This is a genomic window from Bradyrhizobium sp. 1(2017), assembly GCF_011602485.2.
Classification (GTDB): Bacteria; Pseudomonadota; Alphaproteobacteria; order Rhizobiales; family Xanthobacteraceae; genus Bradyrhizobium.
The window spans coordinates 7,519,389-7,535,920 of record NZ_CP050022.2; the positions used below are offsets into that span (position 1 = coordinate 7,519,389).

At 64.9% G+C, this 16,532-nt stretch carries 16 protein-coding genes; 5 read left to right on the plus strand and 11 right to left on the minus strand.

Annotated elements, in window-relative coordinates; all coding sequences use genetic code 11:
• Window positions 1-25: 25 nt before the first annotated feature.
• The 5 genes from HAP40_RS35660 to HAP40_RS35680 form a co-directional block, all read right to left on the minus strand.
• The gene (locus HAP40_RS35660; RefSeq protein ID WP_166812480.1) at window positions 26-1,324 is read right to left on the minus strand and encodes an ATP-binding protein; all 1,299 of its coding nucleotides are present in this window, start codon (window positions 1,322-1,324) and stop codon (window positions 26-28) included.
• 33 nt (window positions 1,325-1,357) lie between these two features.
• Window positions 1,358-2,413 carry a lysylphosphatidylglycerol synthase domain-containing protein gene (locus tag HAP40_RS35665; protein WP_166812478.1) on the minus strand — a complete coding sequence of 352 codons (1,056 nt, stop codon included), beginning with the start codon at window positions 2,411-2,413 and terminating at the stop codon, window positions 1,358-1,360.
• Complete coding sequence (locus HAP40_RS35670) at window positions 2,414-2,725, minus strand: hypothetical protein (protein WP_166810870.1); 312 nt, start codon at window positions 2,723-2,725, stop codon at window positions 2,414-2,416. It lies immediately after the preceding gene.
• 141 nt (window positions 2,726-2,866) lie between these two features.
• Complete coding sequence (locus HAP40_RS35675; protein WP_166819224.1) at window positions 2,867-3,169, minus strand: hypothetical protein; 303 nt, start codon at window positions 3,167-3,169, stop codon at window positions 2,867-2,869.
• A gap of 2 nt (window positions 3,170-3,171) precedes the next feature.
• Entirely contained in the window at window positions 3,172-4,566 is a 1,395-nt protein-coding gene (locus HAP40_RS35680; RefSeq protein WP_166812476.1) for an OmpA family protein, read from the minus strand.
• A 165-nt stretch (window positions 4,567-4,731) separates the two neighbouring features.
• Between HAP40_RS35680 and HAP40_RS35685 the strand changes: the two genes are divergently transcribed.
• Together HAP40_RS35685 and HAP40_RS35690 are read left to right on the plus strand one after the other, a co-directional pair.
• Window positions 4,732-5,790 (plus strand): polysaccharide deacetylase family protein, encoded by a 1,059-nt coding sequence (locus HAP40_RS35685; protein WP_166812474.1) that lies wholly within the window; start codon window positions 4,732-4,734, stop codon window positions 5,788-5,790.
• A 243-nt stretch (window positions 5,791-6,033) separates the two neighbouring features.
• Entirely contained in the window at window positions 6,034-6,834 is an 801-nt protein-coding gene (locus tag HAP40_RS35690; RefSeq protein WP_166812472.1) for an SDR family oxidoreductase, read from the plus strand.
• Window positions 6,835-7,024: 190 nt separating this feature from the next.
• Here HAP40_RS35690 and boxB read toward each other — a convergent pair whose 3' ends face one another.
• The 5 genes from boxB to HAP40_RS35715 all read right to left on the minus strand — a co-directional run bounded on the left by boxB (window position 7,025) and on the right by HAP40_RS35715 (window position 13,453).
• Window positions 7,025-8,476, minus strand: a complete 1,452-nt coding sequence (boxB, locus tag HAP40_RS35695; RefSeq protein WP_166812470.1) for a benzoyl-CoA 2,3-epoxidase subunit BoxB — start codon at window positions 8,474-8,476, stop codon at window positions 7,025-7,027.
• 150 nt (window positions 8,477-8,626) lie between these two features.
• Complete coding sequence (gene boxC / locus HAP40_RS35700; protein WP_166812468.1) at window positions 8,627-10,315, minus strand: 2,3-epoxybenzoyl-CoA dihydrolase; 1,689 nt, start codon at window positions 10,313-10,315, stop codon at window positions 8,627-8,629.
• A gap of 119 nt (window positions 10,316-10,434) precedes the next feature.
• Window positions 10,435-10,956, minus strand: a complete 522-nt coding sequence (locus tag HAP40_RS35705; protein ID WP_166812466.1) for a DUF309 domain-containing protein — start codon at window positions 10,954-10,956, stop codon at window positions 10,435-10,437.
• Window positions 10,957-10,977: 21 nt separating this feature from the next.
• Window positions 10,978-11,796: an alpha/beta fold hydrolase gene (locus HAP40_RS35710; RefSeq protein ID WP_166812465.1), complete on the minus strand. Its 819-nt coding sequence runs from the start codon at window positions 11,794-11,796 to the stop codon at window positions 10,978-10,980.
• A gap of 115 nt (window positions 11,797-11,911) precedes the next feature.
• Complete coding sequence (locus tag HAP40_RS35715; RefSeq protein WP_166812463.1) at window positions 11,912-13,453, minus strand: benzoate-CoA ligase family protein; 1,542 nt, start codon at window positions 13,451-13,453, stop codon at window positions 11,912-11,914.
• A 122-nt stretch (window positions 13,454-13,575) separates the two neighbouring features.
• On the opposite strand from HAP40_RS35715, the gene HAP40_RS35720 reads away from it, so the two are divergent.
• Both HAP40_RS35720 and HAP40_RS35725 read left to right on the plus strand, forming a co-directional pair.
• A complete protein-coding gene (locus HAP40_RS35720; RefSeq protein WP_166812461.1) occupies window positions 13,576-14,484 on the plus strand; it encodes a helix-turn-helix transcriptional regulator in 909 nt (302 codons plus the stop codon).
• A gap of 2 nt (window positions 14,485-14,486) precedes the next feature.
• Window positions 14,487-14,882: a group II truncated hemoglobin gene (locus HAP40_RS35725; RefSeq protein ID WP_166812459.1), complete on the plus strand. Its 396-nt coding sequence runs from the start codon at window positions 14,487-14,489 to the stop codon at window positions 14,880-14,882.
• Window positions 14,883-14,888: 6 nt separating this feature from the next.
• Here HAP40_RS35725 and HAP40_RS35730 read toward each other — a convergent pair whose 3' ends face one another.
• Window positions 14,889-15,668 carry a cobalamin B12-binding domain-containing protein gene (locus HAP40_RS35730; RefSeq protein WP_166812457.1) on the minus strand — a complete coding sequence of 260 codons (780 nt, stop codon included), beginning with the start codon at window positions 15,666-15,668 and terminating at the stop codon, window positions 14,889-14,891.
• Between the two features lie 166 nt (window positions 15,669-15,834).
• On the opposite strand from HAP40_RS35730, the gene HAP40_RS35735 reads away from it, so the two are divergent.
• Entirely contained in the window at window positions 15,835-16,515 is a 681-nt protein-coding gene (locus tag HAP40_RS35735) for a transglutaminase-like domain-containing protein (RefSeq protein WP_166812455.1), read from the plus strand.
• Window positions 16,516-16,532: the final 17 nt, after the last annotated feature.

Below are 16,532 nucleotides of genomic sequence, written 5' to 3' on the forward strand. Positions count from 1 at the left end.
TCAAGCAATTGAAATCGCTTGATTTTTAGGCCAATGCCGTTGCCTTGGCCTGGGGAAAACAGGCGGTAAAAGTGGCGCCCTGCCGGGGCACGCTTTCGATCAAAAGCCGGCCGCGATGACGGTTAAGAATATGTTTCACCAGCGATAATCCGAGCCCGGTACCGCCCTGCGAGCGGCTGTCGCCGACGTCCACCCGGTAGAAGCGCTCGGTCAGCCGGGGCAGGTGCTCGGGCGCAATGCCAGGCCCGAAATCGCGGACCATGACCCGGATTTCCTGAGTTCCATCAGTGGCGGCGCTCGAGGTCAGCGACACGATGACGCGTCCGCCCGAAGCGCCGTATTTGAGCGCGTTCTCGATCAGGTTCTCGAACAGGCGGAGCAGTTCCTCGCGGTCGCCGGCGATCATCACGGGGAGTTCCGGCAGATGGGTCTCGACATCGACCTGGCGTTCCCGTGCCAGCGGCTCGAGCCCGTCGGCGACCTGGAGGATGATCGGCAGCAGGTCGACCAGCGTGTCCGGCCGGACATGGGCCGAGAGCTCGACCCGGGACAGCGACAAGAGATCGTCGATCAGGCGCGCCATACGGGTGGCCTGGTTGTGCATGATGCCGAGGAAGCGCTCGCGCGCCTTCGGATCGTCCTTGGCCTGGCCCTGGAGCGTGTCGATGAAACCGGACAATGCGGCGAGCGGGGTGCGCAGCTCGTGGCTGGCATTAGCGACGAAATCGGCCCGCATCTCCTCGACCCGCCGCAGCGGCGTCTGGTCGTGGAAGGTCATCAGCATGCATTTGTCGGCGCCGCCGAAGCTCGTCGGCACCGGCACCGGCGTGATCATGAGCTCCAGCCAGCGATCGACCGGAACATGGTCGAGATACGTCGCACGCCGCGGCTCGGTGGTCGCGATCGCCTCGCGCAAGGCCGTGATGATCTCCGGCGAGCGCAGCGCGAACTGGGCGAGCTCGTTCCTTCGCAGCGCCGGCGCGAGCTGGGCGGCGGCGGCATTGAGATGGATGACGCGGCCGGCGCGGTCGAGCAGCACCGCAGGATCCGGCATGCCCGCGACGACTGCGGCCACCGCCGCACTCTCGACCGGATTGATGCGCCTGACGTCGTCGCGCGATGCGGCGGGGTCGTGCAGGCGCCAGGGGATCAGCGCGGCCGCCGCAATGCAGAGGAACACGATGGCGGCGTGAAGGGCCGACAACTCACCCAGCGAGACCACCACCGACAGCGCCAGTGCCGCAGCGATCAGGATGATGGTCGAGTGCCGCAGCCGATCGGACCAGGGCTGGGTATTGGGAGAAGATGGGGCGTCGATCGCCATCGGGGAGGGCTTCTCCTTAAGGGCTTGCGCCGGTCAGGCGCCGCTGTCGCTACGCTCTCTCACATAGGCGGCCTCGCGCGCCGGGCCGGGATCGAGCTTGAGCGCCGCCTGCTGCAAGCGCTTCGAACGTGCGCCGATTATAACTTCGCGAAACGTCAGCAAGATTACAGATAGGACGAAGGGCGCCAGATAATAGAGGACGCGGAACAGCAACATCCCGCCCAGCAGCTCCTCCCGGTCCATCTGCCAGAGGCCGACCAGCATGGCGGCGTCGAACACGCCGAGTCCTCCGGGCGAATGGCTGGCGAAGCCGAGCAATGTCGCCGAGACGAAGATCACTGCGACCACGACGAAGCCGAGATTGGGTTCGTCCGGAACCAGCACGTACATGGCAAGCGCGCAGAAACCGAGATCGACGATGCCGATCGCGATCTGGAGCAGCGTCAGCGGGCCGCCCGGCAGCACCACGGTCCAGGGACCGCGGCCCACCACCCGCGGCTGGGTCCAGACCCAGACCACATAGGCGATCAGCGCCACGATGATCATCAGCGCCAGGGTCCGGTTCAGCCAGGCCGGCAGCTGATCGATCGAGGCGGCCGCCTCCGGATGGTAGGCGATGCCGAGCCCGAGCACGGCGGCATTGCCGAGCCAGAAGGTCAGGCCGGCGAGGAAACAGATCTTGGCGACGTCGATCGCGTTCAACCCGTAGGCCGAATAGATGCGGTAGCGCACCGCACCGCCGGTGAAGACGGAAGCGCCGACATTGTGGCCGATCGAATAGCTGGTGAAGGCGGCGAGCGCGTTGATGCGGTAGGGCACGTGGGCGTGGCCGATCGCACGCGTGGCGAACAGGTCGTAGAAGGTCAGGGTGAAATAGCCCGCAGCGACGAACAGCGCCGCCATCGCGATCTGGCTCGGCTCCGTGCTCTTGATCGCCTCGATGACCTCGTTGCGATCGATGCCCCGCAGCATGTGGTAGAGCACATAGCAAGCGACGCCGATGACCGCGATGCTGATCACAACTCCAAGCTTATGCAGGATTTGCTTCTGGCGCAGAAACGTCATCGCCCTGCGTATGGCTTCCAGCATCTAGACCTCGAACAACGCTTCAGCGGCCAGGGTGGCCGGCGGACAGGCGGACGACGCACAGGCACTCAACGAACCCTCGCCGCCGGCTCCGGCCTCGCGCATGCCCCCCTGCCCTCCACTAGCGCGTTTTCGGGCGAAGTGGAATTCGCCAATTCGAACAAAAACACGTGCCTTCAATATTTTAGGCAGGGTTGCGGGCTCCTGATGCACGGTTTGGCGCATTTGGCGGCAAGGCTTGACGCGAATCTCCTTGGCAATCCTGCGCAGACGCCATGAAGTTTTGATGATTTCGAGCGGACAATGTTCCGTCACGGCTTAAGCCGACGTCAATCTATGGGGCACGCCGGCCTCTTGAAAGAGGGGATCATCGAGGCGGCCGGTCACGGGTTTCTGATGCGCCGAAAGGCCGCGGCGACCGCGTCCCCGGCCCCGGAGCAAGTGTGCACGGCAACATCACGGGGCGGCCGGAGGCGCGCTCCGTGACACCACCCGGTCGCGCAGCCACGCGCCGATGGTGCAGCCGACCAGGTAGCAGGCGAACATGATCAGGCCGAGGTCGAGCCAGTAGCCGAAGCGGCCGGGGATCACATGGGCGAACGACGCCGCGACCAGGGCGGCAGCAAGGGCGGCGAGCCAACGTGCGGTCACCTTGGAGGTGCCGTTGCCGCGCTGGACCACCGAGATCCAGCCCATGCAAAAGCCCAGCAGCAACGAGCCGATCAGCCAGCCCATATGGAACGAGACGAGATAGGGCATCATCACCTCACCAGAAATTCGATGCGGCGGTTCTGCGCCTTGCCTTCGTCGGTGTCGTTGCCGGCGAGGGGCTGCGTGCTGCCGTGGCCGACCGCCGTGAAGCGGCTGGCGGGCAGGCCGGCCTTGACCAGGTAATCGATCACCGCCTGCGCGCGCTTCTCCGAGAGAGCCCTGTTGAAGCCGTCCTCGCCGTCGGCATCGGTATGCCCGGCGACCTCGACGTTGATGGTGGGGCAGCGCAGCGCCGTCTCGATCAGATGATCGAGAATGCCGGCGGAATCCGGATCGATGTCGGCGCGCTTCGCCGCAAAGCGGATCTTGCCCTTGGCCAGCAGGTCCGTGAACAATTGCTGGCACACGGTGCCATCCACCGGCCCTGCCGCAGGCTTTACCGTGATTTCCGGCTTGTATTGCCAATTCTTCGGAAAGTCCTTGCCGAGCCCTGCGCGGATGTCATTGGCTGCCCCCTCATAGAGCGCATCGCCCGACAGCTTCACCTCGCGATCGGAGACCACGAGCGTGCCGGTGGACAGTCGCGACAGCGCGCCGAGCGCTGCGACCACGGCGATGTTGAAGGAGCCGGGCGCGCCGATGCTGGCCTTGAGGTTGTCGACGACCTTCTCGTTGAAGAACTTTCGCGAGGCGCTGGTAGCGATCGCGGCGTGGACGGCGTTGTCCGGCACGTAGCCGGTCAGCGTCACCGTCGCGGCCACCGGGTCCTTGTAGGCCTGGAAGATGTAGGGCGGCGCCTTGACCTCGTTGGCGGCAATCGAGAAGCCCTCGGGCAGGTTCTTCAGTGCGGCCGCAATCGCCTCACGGCCGCCGAGATCGCGCGCCATGCCCGACAGATTGACCTTGGTGTCCGTGATCGTGATCTTGCCGTCCTTGAGCCGGCCGATCTGGTCGAGCAGCAACATCGCGGCAGCCTCGAACCGTGCCGGCGCACCCCGCGCCAGACCCATCTGATCGGCCACCTCAACGCCGGCGACTTCCTTGCGCGCCGCCTCGGTCAGGCGCGCCCGCATCGAGGGCAGCGGCGCGGAGCCCGACAGGGTGACCCGCACCACGTCACGTTCGGCGTTCCAGACGAAGGGTTTGGCCTCGGGAACAAGGCGAGTCCGGTCGTCGACCAGCCGCACGCCGGGGACGGTTTCGACCGCCATCACAGCGTCGCGGCGCCCCTCCTCGGAGAAGGCGTCCGCGGCCAGGCTGACATCGCGGCCGTCGACCGCGATCCGGGTCTTGTCCAGAACGGTATCCTTCAACGCCGCCGAGCTGCGGGCGGACAGGTCCGCCTCGACCGGCAAGGTATTATTCCAGGCCGCAAATCCCCACATGACGGCCAGGGGAATCAGCCCCGGCCACCATTTGCTGGCCCACCTGAAAAGCTTCTGCATTCGACGACCCGAACTCTGGAACCGGAGACAAAACAAACCCTTGGCAGGCTGTCAAACCGGAAATGGTGCCCTTCTGGAGGCCCCGCGTGGACAACTGGAATAACTTTTTCTTCAAGGGTCCTTCCGTAAGTTGTGGGTGGAATGCCCGGGGATCGACCAGCCGTAATGAAACAACTCCGCAACAATGTGATCCGCGCCGGGCTGGAGGCGCTCTATTTCAGCGGGGCGCACCATTTGTTGCGCCCGTTGCTGTCGGGCGTCGGCGCCGTTTTCATGCTGCATCACGTGCGCCCTGCCCGCGAGGCTGAGTTCCAGCCAAACCGGCATCTCGAAGTCACCCCCGATTTCCTGCGCGCGACACTGTGTCATTTGCGCTCGCGTGACATCGACATCGTCAGCATGGACGAGTTGCATGAACGGCTGGTGCAAGGCCGGTTCGCGCGCCGCTTTGCCGCCTTCACCCTGGACGATGGCTATCGCGACAATCTGGAGCATGCGCTGCCGGTGCTGCGCGAATTTGACGCGCCTCTGACCGTCTATGTCGCGAGCGATTTCGCCGAGGGCACCGGACGTCTGTGGTGGATCGCGCTGGAAGCGGTGATCGCCAAGGCCGCGCAGATCGAGGTGAGAATCGGCTCGTCCGCGCTGCGGCTCGATGCGGCGACCCCTGCTGCCAAGCGCGTGGCGTTCGACCGCCTGCACGACTGGCTGCGCGCGCTACCGGGTGAGCACGACCTCAAGCGCGAGATCGAAGCCCTCTGCACGAATTACGGCGTCGACATGGAAGCGCTGTGCCGCAGCCTCTGCCTGTCCTGGGACGAGGTGAAGACATTGGCCGCCGATCCTCTGGTCACGATCGGCGCACATTCCATCAGCCATTGCAATCTCGCCAAGCAGGCCGAAGAGATCGCCGCGCAGGAGATGGCGGTGAGCCGCGCACGGATCGAGCAGGCACTGGAGCGGCCGGTGCTGCATTTCGCCTATCCCTATGGCGACCGCGAGGCGGCGGGCGAGCGCGAATTCGCGCTGGCTGCCGCAGCCGGGTTCAAGACCGCGGTGACCACGCGGCCGGGCATGCTGTTCGCCGAGAACGCCGACCACATGACCGCGCTGCCGCGCGTCTCGCTCAACGGCAACTACCAGGACGCGCGGATTCTGCCGGTGCTGACCTCGGGTGCGGCAACGGCGATGTGGAACGGCTTTCGCCGCATCGCGGCGGCTTAGCCTTCGCTGTCGTCCCTGCGAAAGCAGGGACCCATACCGCGGAATCTACCGGTTGTGATCGGTAGACGGACCGCACCACAAATCTTCGCCAAACCACTCCCTGGGGTTATGGGTCCCCGCTTTCGCGGGGACGACATTGAGTTGGTTGGGCGGCTGCTGCGCCAGACTCCCAGCTCGTCCCGGCGCGTTCCTTGACTCCCCTCCCCGCCGCGCCCACAACGCGCAACAACCAAGGGAGGCACCATGTTCAACGATTTGTTCTCGCTCAAGGGCCGCGTCGCCCTCGTGACCGGCGGCTCGCGCGGCATCGGCAAGATGATCGCAGCGGGTTTCCTGGCGCAAGGCGCTGCTAAGGTCTACATCACCGCGCGCAAAGCCGGGCCGTGCGAGGCGACCGCAAAGGAGCTCACTGCGCAATATGGCGGCGAGTGCATCGCGCTGCCGATCGACATCTCGACGGTCGAAGGCTGCGACAGGCTCGCCGCCGAAATCATCAAGCTGGAGCCGAAGCTCGACATCCTCGTCAACAATGCCGGCGCGGCCTGGGGCGCGGAGTTCGACGAATTCCCCGAGAGCGGCTGGGACAAGGTGATGGACCTCAACGTCAAGTCGCTGTTCTTCCTGACCAAGGCGCTGGCAAAGCCGCTGCGCGCGGCGGCAAGCGCAGAACGGCCGGCAAAGGTGATCAACATCGCCTCGGTCGACGGCATTTTCGTCAATCCGAGCGAGACCTATTCCTACGCCGCCAGCAAGGCCGCCGTGATCCATCTGACGCGGCGGATGGCGACGAAGCTGATCAAGGACAACATCAACGTCACCGCGATCGCGCCGGGCGCCTTCAAGTCCGACATGAACCGGGCCGCCCGCGACCACGCGGACGAGGTCGCAAAGCGCATCCCGGCGCGGCGGATCGGAACCGACGAGGACATGGCTGGCGTGGCGATCTATCTCGCCTCGCGCGCGGGCGATTACGTGGTCGGCAACACCATCGCCGTCGATGGTGGTGTGGTGTACGCGAATGCCGGCTTGGAGATTGCGGGGTAAGCCGCCGCGTCACTCTCCGCTGTCGTCCCGGCGAAAGCCGGGATCCATACCGCGGAAACTATCGATTGTGATCGGTAGAAGTACCGAACCATGAGTCTTCGCTAAACCACTCCCTGTGGTTAAGGGTCCCGGCTTTCGCCGGGACGACAGGTGAGTGTGTTGCGCAACCGTCGCGTCTCGCGAACAGCCCTCACGACTCGATCTTCACGTACTCGAAATCGCCGGGCTTGTTGTCGATGCCGACTTTCGGCGGCGAGATCCAGGAGGCGAACTTGCCGGTTTCGGTGACGGGCTGCATCAAGGAGGTGATGAAGTCGCCGTCGCTGGTCGACGGCAGCCAGTCGTCCTTGCGCTTCGACCAGGTGGCCTCGTCAATCAGGATGCCGTCGGGCGTGGCATGAATATCCTTGAACTCGCCGATATGGCGGTGGAAGGCGACGTTGGGCAGCGTCAGCTTGAAATCGTAGCCCGCGGTCGAGATCACCTTGTTCCAGCGCAGCATGCCCTTGACGCAATCCTGGCTGTAATCGTCGCGCAGACGCATGTTGAGCGCGGTCAGCGCGGGCTCGTCGACCAGCTTGATCTCGCCGTCGATGAACTTGAGCACCGGATAGGTGGCGTTCTTGAGCTGGTGATCGTCCTCGATCTGGGTCTCGTGATAACGGCCCTTGATACCGGCGTTGAAGGCATTGGCCGCGTTGGTCGAGACTTCCGAGCCGAACAGGTCGAGCGACAGTGTATAGTGCAGGTTCAGCTTCTTCTGGATGGTCGGCAGGTCGATCACCCCCAACGCGCGGACCTTGGCGATGTCGGTGGGATCGGTGATGCCGGCCTCGCGCATCGCGTCGCAGGTGCGCTGCACGACACGGGTGATGCCGGTCTCGCCGACGAACATGTGGTGCGCTTCTTCCGTCAGCATGAAGCGACAGGTACGCGACAAGGGATCGAAGCCCGATTGCGCCAGCGAATGCAGCTGCATCTTGCCGTCGCGGTCGGTGAAATAGGTGAACATGAAGAAGGACAGCCAGTCCGGCGTCGCCTCGTTGAAGGCGCCCAGCATGCGCGGCGCATCGGCGTCTCCCGAGCGGCGGCGCAGCAAATCATCCGCTTCCTCGCGGCCGTCGCGACCGAAATATTTCTGGAGCAGGTAGACCATCGCCCAGAGGTGGCGGCCTTCCTCGACATTGACCTGGAACAGGTTGCGCATGTCGTAGAGCGAGGGCGCGGTCTTGCCGAGATGGCGCTGCTGCTCGACCGAGGCCGGCTCGGTGTCGCCCTGGATCACGATCAGGCGGCGCAGCATGGCGCGACGCTCGCCCGGGACTTCCTGCCAGGCCGGCTCGCCATAATGCTCGCCGAACGGCACGACGCGGTTCTCTTCCTGCGGCGCCAGCAAAATGCCCCAGCGATAGTCGGGCATGCGGACATAGTCGAACTTGGCCCAGCCGCGCGGATCGACCGAATACGCCGTACGTAAATAGACCAGCGATTCCTGGAAGCCCTCGGGTCCCATGTCGCTCCACCAGTCCATGTAGCCGGGATGCCATCCCTCCAGCGCCTTGAGCACCTGGCGGTCTTCGGCGAGGTTCACGTTGTTCGGAATCTTGGTCGAGTAGTCGACGTTCATGATGTTCATGTTCATGGCCGTGCTCCTTGCTCCGTCTCTTGTCCCGGACGTAGTGCGGCGCGAAGCGGTGCGCTGCAGAGCCGGGACCCATTGTTCGGTCCACTATGGGTCCCGGTTCTGCGTCGCATCACTCCGTGCTGCGCCGCGCCCGGGACACAGAAGTCATCAAACCCGCGTCATATCGAATTTCGGCTTCTGCCCGCTGCCGTAGCGGCGTAGCGCGCCTTCCTCGCCGACGGCGTTCGGGCGCTGGAAGATCCAGTTCTGCCACGCCGTCAGGCGCGCGAAGATCTTCGACTCCATCGTCTCGGGGCCGACGAAGCGCAGGCTGGCTTCCATGCCGGTGAGGCTGTCGGGCGAGAAGCTGGCGCGCTCCTCGAGGAACACGCGGACCTCGTCGTCCCAATCGATGTCGTCGAGCGCGAAGGTGACGAGACCGAGCTCTTCCGCCTGCTCGGCATCGAGCGCGGTGCCGAGCGTGGCTTCGGCGCGTTCAACGTCCGACGGATCGGCCTGGAAGCGCGATTCCAGCCGTGTCAGGCCGTGGCTCATCGGATAGGAGCCGAAATTCATCGCGGACAGTTCGATCGACGGCGGCGGGCGGTTGTCGCCCTGGCGCGTGCCGATCAGCATGTAGGAGCGGTCGGCGGCGAACACGAGCTCGGCGAGCGTGCCGGCAAAGCAGGAGCCGGGCTCGACCAGCGTCACCAGCGTGCGCGAGGTGACGTCGATGCGCTTCAGGACGCGCTTCCAATAATGCCTGATCTCGTTGACCAGCCAGTGCGCCTTGTTGGCCTCGAGGAAGGCGTCGGAGGCGAGCACATGGGCGCGCTCGCCGTGGCTCTTGAACACCAGCATCGCGATCTCGAGCTCGTTGATGCGCAGGTGCAGGATGGCATCGTCGAGCTCGCGCGCGACCTGGAGCGGCCAGAACGCCGCGCCCTGCGCCATCATGCCGTCGATGTCGGCCGGCGGTGCCGCCTCCGGTGCCTTGATGGAGATGGTGGCGATGCGGGCAGTGCGGTCGATATCGACTGTGACGAAGCCGTAGCGGATGCTGGTTTCGTCGAGCACGCGCTTGAGCGGCGTCAGCGCAATGCCCTTGCCGCTGCCCTTGCGTTTCGATTGGCCTGCGAACTCCTTGGCACGCTCGGTGATCTTGGCCTCGAGCTTGGAGTTCGGCGCGATCTCGTCGACGAGGCGCCATTGCACGGCGCGCTTGCCCTTCACGCCCTCCTCGATGGTGCAGAAGAAATCGGCATGGTCGCGGCGCACCTTTCGCTTGTCGACGACGCGCGTCAGCCCGCCTGTTCCCGGCAGCACCGCGAGCAGCGGCACCTCGGGCAGCGCAACGGCGGACGAGCCGTCATCGGCGAGGATGATGTGGTCGGTCGCGAGCGCGAGCTCATAGCCGCCGCCGGCGGCGGAGCCGTTCACCACGGTGATGAAGCGCTGGCCGGAATTCTCGGAAGAATCTTCCATGCCATTGCGGGTCTCGTTGGTGAATTTGCAGAAATTGACCTTGTGAGCATGCGTCGAGCCGGCGAGCATGCGGATATTGGCGCCGGCGCAGAACACGCGGTTCTTGGCCGAGCGCATCACCACGACCTTCACCTCCGGGTGCTCGAAGCGGAGCCGCTGGACCGCGTCGGCGAGCTCGATGTCGACACCGAGATCGTAGGAGTTGAGCTTGAGCAGATAGCCCTCGAACAGGCCGCCGTTCTCGTCGACGTCCATGGTCAATGTCGCGACGTCGCCGTCGACCGCAAGCTTCCAGTGCTTGTAGCGGGACGGTTCGGTCTGGAAATCGATGAATGTCGCGCCGCCTGCGAGGCGCCGATCTTCCCCGGCCATGGGTCATCCCTGAGCTTGGTTTTACATTGCCGCCGTAGCGTTAGATGCACAATAATGCATCTTTTTAAACGCGTCTAGTCCTTAACGGCCATCACATGCACTTTGTTTCATGAGCGGGTTTATGACCGCACGATTGCCCCGAGCCCGATCCAGTCCGCCTTGGAGAGCTCTGGACGGCCGAGCTTGGCTTGCAACAGCGCAATCAGGGCCGGGACAGGGAGGGTCTCGACGAAGCCGTCACCGGCCGCAGCCGCCTTGCGCGAATTCAGCGTCCGCAGCTCGCCGAGCGCATCCCCGAACAGGCGCACGGCCGAGCGCGGCCGCTGCATCCGCAGTCGCAGATTGGCGTTGGCGATGTGGATGCAGGCCCGCAATAGAATGCGTTCGCGGCCGCCTTGAGGCGCGGCTGCCCACACCGCCTCGAGCACCTCCTGCGCTTCCCAGAAATACCCGCGGTCGTTGAGCGCAAGGGCGTAGCGCAGCGCCGGATGCCGCGCCGGCACATAGCCGCGGAACGCCGACGGCACCAGCGCCTTGGCCAGGTCCAGCGTCTCGTAGTCGGCATTGGCGCTGGTCTCGCCCGGCACATAGGCCCATTGCGGCCATGGCAATGGCCCGCTCGCGTTCGAAGGCACACTCATTGAAGGTGTGCCTCCGCAACATCATGCGGCGCGTCCCTGAAGTCCCTGATCGTCGCGCAGGGCCGCTCTTGCAAATTGCTCAATCGCGTCAAGCGTCGCCCCCGGCGCTTCACGATGCGGGGAATGCCCCGCGCCTGAAATGACTTTAAAATCTACCGGACAATAGCATTCTTCTTGCGCAATTTCGAGCTGACGCAGTGTCCCATATTGATCATCCTGCCCCTGCACCACCAGGAGGGGAACGCGGACATAGGCGAGGGATTCGGAGATGTCCCAGTCGCGGAATTTCGGATCGAGCCAGGCTCCGTTCCAGCCGTAGAAGGCGTTGTCGACATCCTGGTGCCAGCGCGCGAGCTTTGCCTTGAGGTCCGTGGTCTCGAAGGCGGTCTTGATCGCGGCGATGGACTGGACCGAGATGTCCTCGACGATGAAGTGCGGCGCGATCAGCACGAGGCCGCTCAGCCGATGATCCTGATGCGCGCCGGCATAGATCGTCGCGATCGAGGCGCCGTCAGAATGGCCGAGCAGGAGGCCGCGCTTGAATCCGATGGCATCGAGCAACTTGGGCAGCACATCCAGCGCCTCGCGCTGCATGTAGTCGAGCGGACGCGGCAGCGTCACCTTGCTCGACTGGCCATAGCCCGCGCGCGAATAGACGAAGATGCCGGCGCCGGTCGCCCGCTGAAGCGTCTCCGGAAAATCGCCCCACTGCCCGACCGAACCGAGGCCTTCGTGGAGCATCACGATCGTCGGAGCGTCAGCAGATTGCGGCGCGAGCCATTTGTATTCGAGACTGGCGCTGCCGATGCTGAGGAAACCGGTGGGGGTGAGGTTGGTCATGCTTGCGCTCTTCTCTCTCCGTCGTCATGCCCGGGCTTGACCCGGGCATCCACGTCTTTCCTCGTTCGCGGCGGCACGTGGATGGCCGGGACAAGCCCGGCCATGACGGCCGTGCTCAATTCGCCCCTTCGCGCAGCTTGAACCGCTGGATCTTGCCCGTCGCGGTCTTCGGCAGCGAGTCCACCACGTCGATCCAGCGCGGATATTTCCAAGGGCCGATCTTCTGCTTGACGTGCTCCTTCAGCACGTCCTGGAGGTCGCTCGTCTTGGCGCCGGGCCGCAGCACCACGAAGGCCTTTGGCTTGAGCAATCCTTCCGGATCGGCCTCGGGTACAACGGCAGCTTCCAGCACGGCCGGGTGTGTGATCAGCGCGCTTTCGACCTCGAAGGGCGAAACCCAGATGCCGGAGACCTTGAACATGTCGTCGGCGCGGCCACAGAAGGTGTAGCGGCCCTCTGCGTCGCGAACATATTTGTCGCCGGTGCGGGTCCACGGACCCTCGAAGGTGCGGCGGCTCTTGTGGCGCTGATTCCAGTAGCCCTCACCGGCCGAGGGCGCGTCGACCAGGAGCTCACCGACCTCGCCGTCGGCGACGTCCTGGCCGGCCTCGTTGACGAGCCGCACCGCATAGCCGGGCACCGGCTTGCCGGACGAGCCATATTTGATGTCGCCGGGCGCGTTGGACAGGAAAATGTGCAGGAGCTCGGTCGAGCCGACGCCGTCGAGAATGTCGACGCCGAAGCGTGCCTTCCAGCTGTTGCCGACGGATTCCGGCAGCGCCTCGCCGGCCGAGGTGCAGATGCGCAAGCTCTTGCCGCCACGCTCGGCCTTCATCGCCTCGTCGTTGAGCATCGCCGCGAACAGCGTCGGGACGCCGTAGAAGATCGACGGGTTGTAGCGGTTCATCAGGTCGAACATGCGTGCCGGTGTCGGCCGCTCGCTGTTGAGGACCACGGTGGCACCGACCGACATCGGGAAGGTCAGCGCATTGCCGAGGCCATAGGCGAAGAACAGCTTTGCCGCGGAGAGGCAGACGTCGCTCTCGCGGATGCCGAGAACCTGCCTGGCGTAGGTGTCCGCGGTCGCCTGCAGATTCGCATGCAGATGACGCACGCCCTTGGGCATGCCGGTCGAGCCCGATGAATAGAGCCAGAACGCCGGCTCATCCGGGTGCGTCGCCGCGGTGGTGAACTGATCGCTCTCGCCAGCGATCTCCTCAGTGAGCTGCTTGTGGCCGTTCTGCTTGGCGCCGGAGACCACGACATGCTCGAGATCGGGCATGCGGCCGACGACGTCCTTGATGACGGGATAGAGCGCTTCGGAGACGAACAGCACGCGGGCGCGGCAGTCGGCGAGGATGTAGGCGTACTGGTCCGCGGTGAGCAGCGTGTTCAGGGGCACCGGCACGATGCCGGCGCGGATCGCGCCCAGGAAAACGATCGGGAAATCGACCGTATCCAGCATGATCATCGCCACACGCTCCTCGCGGCGGACGCCGAGCCGGCGCAGCATGTTGGCAGCGCGGCGACTCTCGCACTGGAGCTCGCCATAGGTGAGCCGCGAGACGGTGTCGTCGAAGACGAGCTTGCTTCCCCTGCCCTCCTCGACGTTACGGTCGAGCAGCCAGGTCACCGCATTGTAGGATCCCTCGCTCACGGGCGTCTCCCCAGAATTTAGAATTATAATTCATAGAAAGACACTGTGGCGGCTTGCTGTCAATGCCATCAGGCACTATGTTTCATTAAAACGCGCCGCAGGACACCCGTTAAAGAAGGCTCATGACCGACAGTCCCGACGCCGAATCCCAATTCCTCGAACAGCTCGGCCAGCGTGTGCGCACCATGCGCGCGCTGCGCGGCATGTCGCGCAAAGTGCTCGCCAAGGTATCAGGAATTTCGGAGCGCTACATCGCGCAGCTCGAGAGTGGCAAGGGCAATGTCTCGATCGTGCTGCTCCGCCGCGTCTCCGACGCGATGGGCGCGCATCTGGAAGATCTGCTTCCTAGCGCCGATCCGACGCCGGACTGGCCGATGTTTCGCGACCTCCTGCGCAAGGCGACGCCGGCGCAGATTGCACAGGCAAAAGACCTGCTCGCCGGCGGCAGCGCGTCGGCGCCGCGGCGCGCGCCGTTCTGCGGCATCGCGCTGATCGGCCTGCGCGGCGCCGGCAAATCGACGCTTGGGCGGATGCTCGCAAAGAAGATCGGCTGGAGCTTCGTCGAGCTCAACAAGGAGGTCGAGCATCAGAACGGACTCTCGGTCGCAGAGATCATCGCGCTCTACGGCCAGGAAGGCTTTCGCCGCATGGAGCAGGCGGCGCTGCAACAGCTGCTCGCGCGCAACGAGCTGCTGGTGCTGGCGACCGGCGGCGGCATCGTGTCCGAGCCTTTGACCTTCGACCAGATCCTGACGTCGTTCTACACGATCTGGCTGAAGGCCGAGCCTGAGGAGCACATGGCCCGCGTCCGTCGCCAGGGCGACCTGCGCCCGATGGCGGACGATCGCTCCGCGATGGCGGAGCTGCGCAACATCCTGCTGAGCCGCGAGCCGCTGTATTCGCGCGCGACGGCCGTGGTGGATACTGCGGGCCTGTCCGTCGACGCCGCCGCCGCCCGGCTGATCGATGCGGTGCGACCGGTCCTGCAAAACGAAGCGCGCAGTTTCGGACTGCGCAGCGTGGCGCTGTAGAGATGACCGATAGCGATGTCGCAATCTCCATGTTCGAACGGATTGGCGGCAGCGCCACGATCGACCGGCTGGTCGACCGCTTCTACGAGCGTATGGACACCCTGCCGGAGGCGAAAGTCGTCCGCGCGATGCACGCGGACGATCTCGGCCTGATCAGGGACGTACTGAAGCGCTATCTCACGGAATGGACCGGCGGCCCAAAACTCTACTCCGTCGAGAAGGGCCATCCGCGGCTACGGCAACGGCACATCGGTTTTGCCATCGGTGATGCCGAGCGCGACGCCTGGATGATTTGCATGCGCGGCGCGCTGGAGGAGACGGTGGCAGATCGCGCCGCGCGGCAGGATCTCGACAAGGCGCTGTCCGGCCTCGCCGACTGGATGCGCAACCGCAGCTAGCCGCTTTCAGTCGAGGCCCAGCGCGCTGATGTCGCGGGCGAGCATCACCCCGGGGATACGAGGCACCAGGCGCGTTTTGACGGCGTAGCCGCCGAGGACGATCTTTGGACGACGAGGTGCCGGCAACGCCTGCACGCGCTCGACGAGCGCTCTGACGGCATCGCACTGCTCGGGCAGGGCGATCGAGACGAGCAGCGTCTTGGATTCGCCGGCAAGCGAAGGCTCGGACAGGGCATCGAGAACCGTACGCTCGTCGACATGACGCGTCGGCCATCCCTGGTTCTGCAGCCAGAGCGCGAGAATGCGAATTCCCACCACATGGGCGTTGCCGGGCGCGTTCATCAGAAAATAGCGGCCGTCACCGGCAAACCGCGCCGGCTGTGACCAGGCCTGCTTCATCCGCGCCTCGACAAGATCGACCACCCGCTCAGCGAAGGCGGTGAACTCGTGCTCGCCCGCGACCGTGAGCGTGCCGCGCTCCCAGGCGCGGCCGATCTCGTAGAGCATCGGCGCGATCATGCCGACGAGGATGTCCACCGGCCGGCAATTGGCGACGATGGCCCGGTCGACTAGCGGCCCGGCCGCATCGAAATCGTTGCTGCGACCGGCGGCAAACAGCGCCTGAAAGATGTCCCGCAGCACCACCGCATGGGCATACTCATCGTCGCGGAGCAGATCCGGCTGCTCGCCCGCGCATTTCCGGCACAGCCCGTGCGTGATGCTGAGGTCCGCGTGCGGCGGCATCTCCCCAATGAACTGCTGGCAATGGGCACACCATCTCAGCACGCTACGTCTCCCCAGGGGTCGACGGTCCCAGTATCCTAGCGCAGCGTCGCCGCTTGCAAAAGCGGTAGCGGCTCGACGCAAGCGGTGACGGGGTAGTGCCGCAAGCATGGGCGGCCTGCAACGAATGAAATTGAGCCCGGCGAAAGCCGGCTGCTAAGCTCAGATCATGACCGAAACCCTGCCCGATACCATCCGCCGCCTCTACACCGACCCCGGCGAGTACATCGACAGCGACCACCCCGCCGTGCAGCAATTCGCCGAGACAGCCGTGCGCACGGATGCGAGCGTGCGCGGCAAGGCGAGCGTGCTCTACAAGGCGGTGCGCGACGGCATCCGCTACAATCCCTATGTCAGCATGCGCGCCGCCGAGACCTTCCGAGCGTCGAGTGTGCTCGCCGCAGGGCAGGGCTATTGCGTCGGCAAGGCCGCGCTCTATGCGGCCGTCTGCCGCGTCCACGGCATTCCGGCCCGCGTCGGTTTTGCGGATGTGAAGAACCACCTCACCACCGAGAAGCTGCGCCGGAGCATGGGCACGGACATCTTCACCTGGCATGGCTTTACCGAGGTTTATGTCGATGACGCCTGGCGCAAGGCGACGCCGACCTTCAACGATACGCTCTGCGCCAAGGTCGGCGTGGCCCCACTCGATTTCGACGGCCACACCGACGCGCTGCTACATCCCTTCGACGGCGAAGGACGCGCCTACATGCAATATGTCAACGACCGCGGCACCTATCACGACGTGCCGGCGAAGTTCTTGATGCGGGAGATGGCGCGCGACTATGCCAACATGCAGGGCGAGGATCTCTCCGGGCGCGACATGGAGCGTGAGGCGGCTGAGCGGTAAGGACGGGCGCGGGATGC